We start from the raw sequence: 14,168 nt of genomic DNA, 5'->3' as shown, positions 1-14,168 counted from the left end.
AGATTACTTCCTAATTTGTTTATTATAGTTACCTCCGACAGGCACTATTCCAAGCTTTTGTTTTGAAGTATACAAAAATATGGACAGGTTCATACATAAACGCATCTCATATTTATAATAAACTTTGGAGTAGTTTATTATAAACGGTATCCATGTTTATTAGAAACTCCAAAAGCTGATTTCCGGTTTTTTATTTCTATTTTTTACAACAAGAAGGCTGCAAATTTTGTAAAATTTGCAGCCTTCTTGCTTATATCCAGCCCACCATTCTTAGTGTATGCTAGAAATATTCTCTATATTTGTTGTAATATTATATCATTTAAGTCACTAGTTTCATACTCTTTTATCTGCTATTTACAAGGTTTAGATTCTTTTTTCGACTATAAAGATACAACATTTAAAAGCATTTGTCAAGAGATACATCTTATAAAATACCTCCTCCAAGCATTTATAAAAAGTATTGTCCTTCTTCTTTTAACCTTTTACGCAACAAAACAGTATCAATTTTATGAACGTCATTCCTTGTCTGTTTGATGGCATGCACAGCAGCCATTCCAGCGGCTTCCCCCGTCACCAGACAAGGAGGCATTACCCGCAAACTTCCAAAAGCCTCTTCATCAGTAGAGATACAACGACCAGCCACCAATAGATTCTTTAATCCTTTGGGTGTCAGACAACGATAAGGGATTCCATGCGACTCTCCTTTTTTGTAACGTGTCTCTTTATGGCCTGGCTTATGAACATCAATATAGTAACAGTTACGTCCGATCTCATCTTCAAACGTTTTGCGTTCCAGCCAGTCCTGAAAAGTAAACGTATAATCCCCTTCAATCCGACGGCTATCTCTGACTCCCAGCAAGGAGGCAGTCTTCACTACAAAAGCACTACCAAAAGCCTTGGGCCGCACTTCTTTCAGTGCTTCCAAATATTGCTCTGCTATCTGCCTACCGATAGCCATTGCCCGCGTAGTATCCCATGGATCGGTCGAATCAACATTATCAATATGCCCTGCATTGAACTGAACCACATCCGGACCAATCAGATTACTATTGAAATGTTTGCCTATCAATGGATATTTTCCGGACTTAATCACATCATAAATAGGACTATTCTTGTTACTCGTATGTAATGAAGGGCCTATGAGATTATAGTGATAGCTATCGACATTGGCAAACGAGAAACATAAAGTAGAACTTTGCACTACTCCATCCTCTCCTCCTTTTTTAAATGAAGCACCTGCCCATGCAGCCACATCGCCATCCCCCGTTGCATCAATAAAAACTTTCGCTTTAAAAGCGACAAGCCCGGATTTATTTGCCACAATGATAGCGTCTATTGTATCATTTGCTGACATCTCAACGGCTGCAACCCTCGAAAAGAAAAGAACCTGAGCTCCCGAATCAGCGACCATTTGATCATAAACCTGCATCAGATATTCGGGATTTATGTTCACCCAGTTCAACTTCTGTTTTCTCTCATGAGGCACTCCTTTTTTTGATGCCTCGAATATCTTTTCCGCCAATCCCCTATAAATGATTTTCTCACCATCCGAAAACGGACACCATGCCGGAACCATCCCTGCAGTTCCCATACCACCAAGTTGCCCCATTGCCTCAATCAATAAAGTCTTAGCACCTTCCCTAGCTGCAGAAATTGCAGCGGTACATCCACCAGGTCCACCACCGATTACAATAACATCCCATCGATCGTCCACCGCAATCTTAGTATTCTTCAGACGTATTTTAGACTGTGGGGTATCGCCATTCACATTAAGGGCAGGAACTGCAAAAGCAGCACTAAGCAGCCCGGCTTTTTTAAGAAAATCTCTTCTAGACGTCATTACAAATTAATTTATTATAATTACTTTTTCATAAAAGTCTCTGCACGCCCTGGTGTAAACAGCTCCCACAAAGAAGCAACAGTCCATCCGGGCGCAAAAATATCATTATAGTATCCTTTACCATTCTTTCCATAATCCCAACTTGTATGTTGGACAACCTCCGGATAATAACCTACCTTTGCAATACCGCACATATGCCCTTCATAAGGTAATAATTGGCGCATAGAAGTTGAAATTACTTCTGCAAAATCTGAAAAGCGAGACTCGTTATACTCGTTCGACAGCCAACGAAGCACATCGGCAAATTCAAACACAAAGACATCGATATGATTATTTTCTACTGATACATTTCCCCAGCCACGTGTTTTCAAACCAATATCACCCAGCATCTGACCGGGAGCAAAAGGAACATCCCACAAATAATACCATGATAAGGCAAAATAAGCGGCTTGCTTTGTCAGGTCAGCATAATGTTTATGTTCCTCTCCCTTAGTAACCAATGAAAGATAATAAGTAGCAGTTGCAGCATAAAGTGATGCTTCTTTATCTTCACAATTCGCATCAAGGGTAGATGAGAAATAATCTGCTTTAGAAATCAATTCTTTCTCCAGATAACCTGCAGTCCGCTTAGCACTATCCAAATAACGTTTATCCTTGAAATACTTATATCCCATCACCAAAGGCAATGTAGCAGAAGGAGTGCTTCCCCCACTTTTATCTACAATAGTGAAATCGTCACGAAACTTGCGTGGAAAACTGCCGTCGGCATTTTGCAATTGCAGAAACATATCCAGCATTTTCTTCAATCGCTGTTCCCATTCTGGATGTTTACGTCCTTTTTCTTTTTCATAAGCCAGGAAATGGAAGATTGCATAAAGCCCTTCTGACTGACGACGGATGCTATGAACAGGATCTTCAGAATTCTTATCAAAATTAACAGATTCCTTGAAAAAGCCTGCCTCTGTGAAACCATTCTTCAGGTAACTATCAAAGATTTTAGTACTATTAGCCTTCAAATCCTCCCGATTACATTCCCAGCCATATTCCCAAGCATTAAATGCATTCAGAAGAACACGACCGATGAAACCGACTTCTGCCTGACCATTACTTGTGCATGCATCCGTCCTAAGATGTATACCCGAATTATACACCAATGGGTATTTATCAACAAAACTACTTACAAAGAACTGACTAAGAGTCTGTTTCATATACTCAATTGAGTAGGGAGTATCAACAGGCTTGGGAGAATATGTATCATAACAATATTCCCAGGTATGGCGCACAAAATCAGAATAGTCTTTGACTTCACCTTCAACAATTTGCCAGGTCAACAAAATAGTTTCTCCTTTTTTCAGAAGCTGATAAGCAGTCACAGCCGGAGCTAATGTCAATTTACGAATATAACTTTTGGGAGCTTCCCGATAAGGAAAACCAAAAGAAAGAGTAGCAACACCACCTTTATTTTCAAATCCGGTATACCCCAAAGATGTCTTATCCGAAAGAATAATCTCACCTTCTCGATGCGTGGCCAAAGTGCTGTTTACAAACTTATCCAGTCTGTTGACAGTCATAAAACGTTGTGTCTTCTCACAGAAAATTCCCGTAAGAGGTGCACTTAACCTGTCTTCGCTTACAATCCAACTATCTGATGTATGGAATGAAGGAGCCTCTTTGGGTGAACGTAGATTACGTCGATACCAGAACCCCGGCATATAGAACAGGCAGTCATCATGACGGAAGCCGGTTGCCATCTGTTGATTGTAATTAAAATAGACATCTTCCAATGCAGTGATAGATACACTAATACGTAGCCCATCATTACCAGTAACTATATTTTGAGACACAGTCAACGGCATCTTTTCCGAATTCTCCAAATAATAAGTGCCATTATTATTTTGCGATTTCTGAAAAGTCAATGGATAGTGTTTCGCCCCATTTCCAGGTACTTTCAAAGAAATAGATGCAGAAATCGATTCCGGCACATTATTAAAAGCCTCAGCAATAGTGGCACATGCCACAAAAGCCATCCCACAAAGTAAATATTTCAAACTCATATAAAACATGATTGCGAATCAGCCTGTCTGATTCCGTTTGTACTAAATTGTTAAACCAAAGTTAAGGAACATCCTTCACATTGAATAAAAGAAATTGAGCTATAAATAAAAAAATTATCCAAATCAAAAGAAATATCTCCCAAAAGCCTCAATTACTACTCAATACCGGAACAATTACTTTTCCATTAGAGCGGCAGCACACCACAGATAAGGTCCTTGCCCATGATAATCACCCGTGCGGCGTGGACGGTCATAATAATACTGTTTACTGTTCTTCTTATTCGTACCCACGCAAATTTCTCTCACTTGATTTTTATCATTAAGATATGAGACTAAAGCTATCCACGCCTTACGAGCAGCAGGAGCATATTCTTCAGCATTCAACCATCCATTCTTAACTCCCTTGATAAAAGCAAAAGTGAACATAGCCGATCCTGATGTTTCAGTCCAACAGTCAGACTGGTCAATCAACTGATTCCACAAGCCCTCCGGATTCTGATATTTCTTCAGACTTTCCATCATTGTCCGATAGCCCTGCAAAATACGAGGACGGTCTTTGTGATTTTTAGGCAAACACTGAAGTAATTCCGTCATTCCGGCAGCCATCCAGCCATTTCCGCGCCCCCAATAATAAGGTACATCCGGTGCATGATAGAAAAGACCGTTCGGACGTTGCAACTCATCCAGATACATCACCATCTCTTTAGCTGCACGATCAATATATTTTTTATCCTTCGTCACTTTATAAGCACGAGTCTGCACAATTGTAATCATATACATATCATCAATCCACAAACGTGTTTGCCAGGAATATCCTTTTTCAGCCCATTCCTTTTCCTCCGGTTTCGCATTTGCAGGCACTTTCCATTGAGAATCGGCATAAGGCAATCCTAAATACCAATATTTCTTATCCTTCGTCACAAGATATAACTCAAGTGGCAAACTCCCAAACATATTCACATCAACATGATTCATAATAGGTTGCAACGCTTTCTCCTCGGTAAACAGAGGTTCAAACTTATCTTGCAAACGATTGAGAAGTTCTTTATCTTTTGCAAGATAAGCATACCGTAAAGCCCCGTTCCAATAGAAAGTCTCCGGATAACCAATCCATTTTCCGACATGAAGCGCATGTTTCTCTGTCAGAAAACGATAGGCCAATCGCTTACCTATTTCCTCCGGAGTAGAGCCCTCCGGGAAATCTTTCAACATACTCGTTTGAGCAAACAACAACTGAAAAGGAATAAAAAATAATAATATTAATACCTTCTTATACATAAATACCTAATCTTTATTTATTCAACAATATATCTTTCGATTCAACATTATATCCATCTACCCGCAAAAGCATCTTATCAACACCTTCTTTACAATCTACCTGAAAACGGATTTCTTTAAATTCGCCGGGCATCAAATAAAAATATCCGTCATCAAAATAAGCAGGACGAATGGGCGCATCTGTTTTTGCATTCCTCAAAGTCAATGCTATTGCGGCTGCCAGATATTGTCCTGGATTTTTCACAATAAGTTTACCCTCATAATGATTTGCTTTTTTCGCAAAATTCTTCACAGATACATTCACCGAAGCAACCGGTAAATCAGTCAGAACCTTTCCATCCCATTCCTTTTGATTGAGCCAATAGACATTATCATCCAACAACTTTCCATCATTTGTTGTCAATACCAGCTTTACCCAACTGAAATCAGGAAGACCTTTTATATCCTCTAATTGTGCTACAGGAGTCAGTGCATTAGCTGTCACATGACTTACCTTCTGTTGTGAGGAACGTATCTTTTTTCCTACTTTATCGTAAACCACGACTTCCACTTTCAAATTCCGATATTCTTTCAGCGTAGTATTAATAATATCAACTTTATGTTGACTATTAAGACTCATCTGAATATGAAGAGGACGGCACGCCTTTTGAGTGCCATAATAGGCACCGGCAGTTTCGCCATTTGAACTGTAATTCTGCCAAACCATACTGGGCCATGCAGGATGGCTCATCCACAATAGCACCCCGGAAGCATCATTCCACATCTTACTATTCCATGCTTCAAAAATAGCCCGATGGCTTTCGTAATTAATCAATTGTGCTTTCTTGCAGAAATCATCCAAGTTATCAGAAGGTCCCAATTTACGATCCATCCCTTCCTTATAAAGATCACTAAAAGTCTTACTACCATATCTATGATTATGCCAGTCATGATAATACCAAACATCACTAATGGGCCATGTATCCTCTTCCGCCATAAACTCACGAACTGTTTCAGCCGTAGGTAGCGAAGGAGTACCCACTTCGGATCGGAATCCTCCTGCTAAAGAACGGTAGTACCAGCCTGCATCAAACTGATAACGCCAAGGCCCGCTTCCTGAACTATTCAATGAACGGGAATTTCCTGTATAATGCCTGCTGCCATCCTCTTTAGCTAAAGTGGCGGCCAACATGTACTCAAGTTCATTAGTCGCAAATCCTTCATTACGTGCACACCATAAAGCAATAGAGGGATGATTGCGGAAACGACGTACTGTTTCGGTCACATTTCTAACGAACAGGCAGTTATCCAGCGGATTGAGGTTAAACCCATCTGTCGAAAGCCAAAAATCATTCATAACCAACATTCCGTACTCATCACAAAGCTCATAAAATACTTCTTCCGTACTCTCACCTGTCCAGTTACGAATCATGTTATAATTCATATTCTTATGCAACTTCAAGGCAGGTTCCAGTCGCTCCCGGGAAACTCGCTTCATACCATCATCCATTCCCCAGTTACCTCCTTTACAAAAAATCCGTTGTCCGTTCACCTTTATAACCATATATTCTTTCATCAGTGAATCTTTTATCAACTCTATTCCTTGTGAAGATACTGGTTTTAATAAATAAGGGACAAACTCTCCATCGTAATTCGTATAGCGAACTTTATTATCTGTTTTCTTACGTTTCACAGTATCAAAAGCGGGTTTTCCATCTTGCAAAGCAGCAGTCGGATTATAGTTCAAACGCACTATAGGAGAGTTATCCTCGTACGCAGACAATTCATACTCCAACTCACGGATACCGATACGCATCTTCTTTACGTCAAGCGTGTCCTTACCTGATGAAATCAGACTTAAAGATGCATCATATAAATACTGTTCTCCATACCCATTCGGCCACCAGAGACGTGGATTCTTCATTTGCAGTTCTTTACACTCATTAGAAGTCAGCTTAATCATCCTCTTTTCATTTGCATTCAAAGAGACCGGATAAACAGCTGACAATCCGCCAATATTAAAATGCAAATTAGCAGTACGAGTCGTTTTAGAAGAATTATAAATCTCCGCCTGAACGATAAAATTGACAGAAGTAGTGTCAGGCAAAGGCAAATCCGTAATCACATGTGTATCAACAATTTCCAATTCATTTCCAAGTTTGACTCTGACATCCTGCCAAATACCCATGTTTCGGTCGCGTATGCCGGGAATCCAATCCCAGCCTTCTGAAGAGATAAAAGTAGGACCATCCAGGCACAATGCTCCACCATTGGGACCAATTCCTTCTTTCCTATTTGCCTCGTGAGGAATACCGGGATTGTTAGGCGGAAGAATACGAATGGCCAACAGATTCTTTTTATCATAATCCACCCAAGGAGTTATATCAAAAATACCTCTCTCAAAAGCACCGGTCATCGTTCCTAATAATTGCCTATTGAACCAGATCTCCGCTTTATAATTGATTCCATTCAGAATCAACTTCACTTTCTCTCCCTTTTTATTACGAGGAATATTAAAAGAATTGCGATACCACCAGTCCATCCGGCAAAGCGTATCGGGAATCAATAAATTATTAAGTCCCCAGTAAGGATCAGGGTACACACCCTGATCCACCAATGTAGTTAATACTGTACCTGGAACTGTTGCCGAATACCATTCGCTTGTATCTAAATCTTGCGCAACTACTGATTTTTCGGCGGCTCTAACTTTATACCCTTCTATCATTTCCCATCCTTTGGATAGTTGATACTCCCAATCGGAAAGCGGACTCAATTCTCCGGGTTCTATCACCTTCTTTTTAAGTTTAGCTGTCTGAAACGAATATTTTGAATGAGGTATCACTTCGGAACTTTGCCTACGTGATAAACCAAAATTCCATTTCAATTTTTGCGAATAGATGCATTCTATAGAAGAACACAGAAAAATAGCAATACAAGCAATATATGTATTCAGCCTTATTCTCATTGTTTTATAATCTACTATTTTATCTTCAGCTTCTTTACATCATCACATACGGCGACTGCTACCCGAGAATCCGCACAACCGTAATAGAGGTATAATTTCCTTTTGTGATATACAAGTCCCTCAATAAATACTGTTCCATCTTTGTACTGTCCGCTCTTCTCAAAAGAAGCCTCGGGAGCAAAGAAAGGCTTATCCAAACGATCCAATACTTTATAAGGATCGTCACCATCCAATAACAGCTGTCCGGCACAATAAGCATTGGCTGGATAGTCAGCATCTCCAGTTTTACCACTATTCTTACCATTATACATAAGAACAATACCATGTTTGGTACGAACAGCCGGAGGACCACATTCTGTCAGCAAACTATCAAAATGCCCTTTACGAGGTTGTATAATTTTCATTAGTTCATTCTTCTCATCCAACACCGGATACCAGTCAATCAAGTTATCAGAAGTAGCAGCATATACCGCATACTCTCCCCAATACATCAAATACTTACCGTCAACTTTATCAATGACCAATTGATTTCCTTTCAATTTTGTTAGAATAGAACCTGACTTGCAGAAAAGATTATTAAATCGACCGTTATATGCCTTATCAAAGGCAAGTCCATGTTTTGTCCAATTCTTCAGATCTCGGGAAGTAGCTACAGCAAGACGCGCTTTTTTTCGATTCCATGCCGTATAAAGCATCACATACAATCCGTCTTCGGTCATAGCCACACGGGGATCTTCGCAGCCCCCCGGCCAATCTTGATCTTTAAAATTATCTTCGGCAGGAAAAAGAACAGGGCTAGCCATCCTCTTCATCTCAATCCCATCCTTACTTTCAGCATAACCAACACGTGAGGTTCTTTTACCTATGCCTTGAGCCGAATTATCTTCTGCGCGGTAAAGTACAACAATTTTTCCGTCTTTTGTAGTAGCAGCCGGATTAAAAGTATCACTTTCTTCCCACTTCACTTGCTGTTTCCGCATCGGACAATAAAATTCTGTCGGTTGCGGTGATATGACAGGATTAACTCCTTCCGGACGATGGAACGGACCAATCACCCAATTATTATCCTGTTCTTCCTGAGTAGTATCTAAAGAAGGTGCATTAGTAAATCCACATGCTGATAATATACCGACTACGCCTATGATAAACTTAAGTTTCATCTCACTTCTTTTTAATGATTAAATGATTTCTCTATAATATCAATGATTGATTCTACAATCTACCGAAACAAAGAACGCAGAATCAATTCATATTCTTACTTTTCTACTTCAATTTATATTCCTGCTTATTTATATTCCAGCCTTTCAGTGCCAACACAGCTCCATCTTTCAACTTTCCTTTTGCAGTTTCAATGGTTACCGTTTTCTTTTCACCCGGCATCAGGGAGAAGAAATTGTCTGTATAGAACGACGGACGTATCGGACTCATCTTTGAATTCAGGAATTGCAACTGATTAAAGAAAGCAATCTGCCCGGAGGTATTTCTCAAAGTAATATCTACAAAGTAATTGTTATCATCTTCTCTTACTTTATAGGTAAGTTTCACTTTTGCCTGCTTCAGTTTACTCAAATCTTCAAAACCTGAAGCAGCCGGACCGGTCAAAGTCTTGCTTCCTTCATATTTGTCATTGGAACGCCAATAGAAATTGGAAGAAACATCTTTTCCTTTTTCATCTTTCAGAATCAGTTTAATAAAGTGAACTTGAGATATGTTTTCCGGGAAACGAATAGTCAACGCATCATTCACCACTCCATCCGAAGGCAGATCAACCACTGCTGATTCTTCAAATACTTTCTTACTGTTAATATCGTAAACCTGTGCTATCACTTTATAATTCTTAAATTCACGATAATAATCATTCACTACAGACACTGTATTCTTAAGATAGTCAAACTGTGCATGTAATGGTTCTAAAGAGTTGGCAGTATGATAAAGGGACGCTGTCGGTTCCAGAGACCAGTCCCACATACGGGAAGCCACTTGAGGCATAGAGCAGTTATGATACCAGAACAAAAGTCCGGAACAGAAACGATCACCATAATCCAGCTTATTGTAGTTCCATACTTCCCAAATACTCTTCGAATTAATAGCTCCCAACAATTGTCCTTTCTGTGCAAACTCATCGATGGATGATGATTTTCCGTAGTTATTCACCAAGTCTGTATACATAGTACTCATCAGATGGAAACCATTTCCATCCAGATAATCCCATACTTCCTTATTGATAGGCCAAAGGTCTTTTTCATCCATCATTTCCCGGAGGATTTCCACAGTCGGAAGAGTAGGTGCACCGTATTCCGGATTAAATCCGTCTACACGGCTTCCTCTGGGAGAGGCCGTATTTTCATAATGCTGCATCGGATTTACCTGTTTGTAAGGACTGCCATCATGCACTCCTTCACATTCGGACTGCATCTGGAAGCCACGTGTACCATCCAGTTTATTCAGTAATTCAGGAGTACCGGTAACTTCTGTACTCTCATTAGAAGCAACATAATAAGCCAAAGAAGGATGATTACGAATACGTTTTACGGTAGATTCCACGTTACTCATATAGAGAGCCTTGTCATGCGGATGACGAGTGTCACCGGTCATCCAGAATTCTTGCCATACCAACAATCCCAATTCATCACACAATTGGAAGAAATAATCAGATTCTGCAATTCCGCCTCCCCACATTCTTAAAAGGTTGACACCGGACTGACGGGAGTAGCGCAATTCAGCATAAGTACGTTCATCTGAAGTTCTCAACATGGCTTCCGGTATCCAGTTGGTACCACGAATAAATAATCGTTTGCCGTTCACATAAAAGACACGTGATTTATCCGGAGTTTTTCTATCCGAGACAATTTCACGAATACCGAATCTTGTCTTTACAGAATCACATTCTTTACCATCAACGGATACTGTCAGCTTCAGGTCATATAAGTTTTGTGGTCCTTTATTGACTGGCCACCACAGTTTTGGAGAGTTAATAACCAGTTGCGGGAATTCTTCGGGGGAGAAGGTTGCTGTTTTTTCTTCTCCACGCATCAGCCGGAAGGTCTTTTCGAAAGTGATATTTTCACCTACAATTTCACCCTTTACCTTACAACTGATTACCCGGTTACTGGTCGATGGATTGATAATTTCAACAGATACAGTCTCACGAGCCTGGTTATAATCAGGTTTTCTCAATTCAGATTTAACGAAAGGATGACGTAATGCTACTCTGCCTGTAGCATAGAGGGAAATATTTTTCCATATACCTGTGTTACGGTCACGGATACCATCCATAAAGGTAAAGTCCCAACCTACCGTCATCAACATGGTAGTATTCAAACCAATGTTACCGTTTCCACCGTTATGGAATTCGCCGGCTGCTCCCCAAGATTTCGGCTTCGCACTTCCGGGAACATCTACCGGATAGACCTTTATGGCCAGTCCGTTTTTCTCCCCGACTTTCACAAAATCCGTAACATTAATGTAATCTTGAATAAACATACCGTTCATTGTACTCAACAGGTTACCATTCACCCATACTTCTGCCCGATAGTTGATACCATCCAACTGTAACCAGACAGTCTTTCCCTTGAATGATTGAGGAACAGTAAAATCTGTACGAAACCAGTATGTGTAAAAGTCACGTCCGGTTTCAGAGATATCCGGTATTAATTTAGATTCAATCTTATTATTGATTCCATAATAAGGCTCCGGGTATTTTTGGTTATACACCAAAGAATTCAAAACTGTTCCGGGAACGATGGCCGGCATCCAATTTGCAGTTGCATAATTGGATAACGAAATCTTTTCTCCGGGATCTGTTGCATCTCCAGCTTTTATCATTTTCCACTGGTAGTCGCCCTGATGACCAATTTCAGAATCAAGCCAGATACGTTGCGTATTTCCGACATTGTTCTTCCCATTCTGTGCTGTCACTACTGCAGCAAAAAATAATAATAAAATCGGTAAAAAGGTTTTAGCAATGTTGTGCATATTCGTATGTTACAATTTATTGGTTTATATAATCTTAAAAGTCTAAAACGGATGAGGACAAAAATAGTGTTTTCTAGCTGTCCGGCATGCTAAAAACAAGTCAATAAATGAAATTTGAGTCCCAAACTGCCATATATTGCCTATTTGAAGGTTATCTAGCAACAGACAGAAAGACATTAGTTAATCATTGGTTTATCCATTACAAATAGTTGGCATGTTAGCTATTAATAGCTGAATTCTCGGATATTAATACCTTACACGACAGGTATTAATACCCGAGACCTCAATAATTAACAGTCTGGAGACTCACTAATTCCGGTACACCGTTCCGTCATTTCGTAAAGACAAATTCTGTCCGTAATCCCCGGTGATCGAATACATTTTCAAACGGTCCCCAATTAGGAAGAACGATATCCGACATTTCCGTGTTCTCTCCTATTACCTGACAACTTTTCACTTCCGTGTTGGGAGATAAAGTATAAAGAGTCAAATCTAATCGGTCTTTGGTGTCCTTCTTGCTCGGACGCGGTGTCCACGTGAATCCCGGATGCGTCACTGGATCCGGATGTATCGTCCGGTAGGCATCACCTTTTATACCGCCTTCCCACAGGGAACGGGTGGTAGGCCACTGGACAACGTAAGGAGCAAGGCCTGCTGACAAGGCACCTTCCGTCCAATCAAGCCATGACGGTTCGTTGAAGTCCCCCGAAAGACAAACAAAAGGAGTAGTAGACGAATGGAAGTCTTCCAGCAGTTTGTCCACCATGCCCTGACGAGCTTCTTTGTTGACTTTTACTACATAATCGACATCGTCCGTAGCAGGAAAATCTTTATACTCGATACCATTCAACTGATAAGGACCGTAAGGGAAGTAAGCACCGTGACAGTTCATCACCAACACAACAATGCCTTCACCCAAGTCGATATAAGCACCATACTTGTTTGGTGTAATCCCCGAGAAAGGATAGCGCGATATAATGCTACATTTTCCTTGTCCATTGTTGGAGTGAGTATGAACGTAAAGCCCCTGTGCTTGTATATCAGATTCGGAGAGATTACTACATTCCTGCGCGCAAAGCACATCCACATCAATTCTATTGAAGTAATCCAACACAACGGAAGTCGATTTACCCCATAAGTTTTGCGTAGCAAGTTTCAGCGTTTTAGGTGCCACACGTGTTGCCCAAGTAGCAGCAACTTTTCCTTTTGCATCAGCAGACATTTTAATATAGTAAGTCTTTCCACTGCCTACATTAAGCGCAAGTCCCACCGGTACCGTTACCCGTACGTCCTGTTCTCCAGAAATCGGATGAGTGATATGCAGCGTAGCATTCACTCCAAAAGTTCCGGCGCACATATCCGGAAGCATATAGCATACATCCTCTTGGGGCACACACTGATAGGTTTTTCGAGTTACTACCGGAAGATTCTCATATTCACTGTAAAACTGTGGTTCGATATGAACATAAGGAACAGAAGAAGCGGCATCTGCAAAAGTCACGGAATTCACCGTAATATCCGAAACAGTTTGCGCATCCTTTTGCAAAACAATCTTGGATGCACGCGGAGCAAGAGTAACCTGCACCGATGCAGACGCAGCAGCTACACGAAGTGTACCATCTTTTTCATTACCTCTACTGACAAGCATCTCCATCGGATCAGCTAACGGCAATAGAGGAGTATACGCTTCTAAATCCCAATAAGTCTTACCAGAAGTCAAATCCGGGAATATGTTATTGACTGTGGTGCACAAAAACAGGAATCGATAAACGACGCCTTTAGTTACAGAAACCTTTATTTCATTTGCTGCATCCCCTATACTTCCTGTTTTGTCAAACAGATAATTATATTGATCGTCAAAACAGAATATCTTCCATTTCATTCCGTCCAAAGACACAGAAGTCCTGGTAGAGGACATCGTTAGCCCTCCCTCCATATTCAGACTGAAACGTATTTCTTTTGTGTCATTCTCCTTCTGCATATCACTTACATATCCTTCAGCACAAGCCGTGAATAAGCTGGAAATCATTAGAAGAATCACAAATAAAGTATTCTTTAGCATTGTCTTACAAATTTA

General features: G+C 40.4%; 7 protein-coding genes. All 7 read right to left on the bottom strand.

All coding sequences use genetic code 11. From position 1 onward, the window contains the following. Positions 1 to 448: 448 nt before the first annotated feature. The 7 genes from LPH68_RS05945 to LPH68_RS05915 all read right to left on the bottom strand — a co-directional run bounded on the left by LPH68_RS05945 (position 449) and on the right by LPH68_RS05915 (position 14,153). Positions 449 to 1,840, bottom strand: a complete 1,392-nt coding sequence (locus tag LPH68_RS05945; RefSeq protein ID WP_008023283.1) for an FAD-dependent oxidoreductase — start codon at positions 1,838 to 1,840, stop codon at positions 449 to 451. Between the two features lie 20 nt (positions 1,841 to 1,860). After that, positions 1,861 to 3,894 carry a hypothetical protein gene (locus tag LPH68_RS05940; RefSeq protein WP_074910562.1) on the bottom strand — a complete coding sequence of 678 codons (2,034 nt, stop codon included), beginning with the start codon at positions 3,892 to 3,894 and terminating at the stop codon, positions 1,861 to 1,863. Between the two features lie 174 nt (positions 3,895 to 4,068). Beyond that, on the bottom strand, positions 4,069 to 5,172 hold the full coding sequence (locus LPH68_RS05935; RefSeq protein WP_004323027.1) for a glycoside hydrolase family 105 protein: 1,104 nt from the start codon (positions 5,170 to 5,172) through the stop codon (positions 4,069 to 4,071). Positions 5,173 to 5,185: 13 nt separating this feature from the next. After that, positions 5,186 to 8,116, bottom strand: coding sequence for a glycoside hydrolase family 2 TIM barrel-domain containing protein (locus LPH68_RS05930; RefSeq protein ID WP_255679327.1), 2,931 nt, complete (start codon positions 8,114 to 8,116; stop codon positions 5,186 to 5,188). A gap of 14 nt (positions 8,117 to 8,130) precedes the next feature. After that, the gene (locus tag LPH68_RS05925; RefSeq protein WP_120144658.1) at positions 8,131 to 9,276 is read right to left on the bottom strand and encodes a glycoside hydrolase family 130 protein; all 1,146 of its coding nucleotides are present in this window, start codon (positions 9,274 to 9,276) and stop codon (positions 8,131 to 8,133) included. Between the two features lie 103 nt (positions 9,277 to 9,379). Further along, on the bottom strand, positions 9,380 to 12,091 hold the full coding sequence (locus LPH68_RS05920) for a sugar-binding domain-containing protein (protein WP_151922866.1): 2,712 nt from the start codon (positions 12,089 to 12,091) through the stop codon (positions 9,380 to 9,382). 331 nt (positions 12,092 to 12,422) lie between these two features. Beyond that, positions 12,423 to 14,153, bottom strand: coding sequence for an endonuclease/exonuclease/phosphatase family protein (locus LPH68_RS05915; protein WP_134985599.1), 1,731 nt, complete (start codon positions 14,151 to 14,153; stop codon positions 12,423 to 12,425). Between the last annotated feature and the right edge of the window lie 15 nt (positions 14,154 to 14,168).

It is taken from the genome of Bacteroides sp. 1_1_30, assembly GCF_020982715.1.
In the GTDB taxonomy this organism is placed as follows: domain Bacteria; phylum Bacteroidota; class Bacteroidia; order Bacteroidales; family Bacteroidaceae; genus Bacteroides; species Bacteroides xylanisolvens.
Note: the sequence above shows the minus strand (reverse complement) of the source record. Positions and strands in the feature narration are given on the sequence as shown.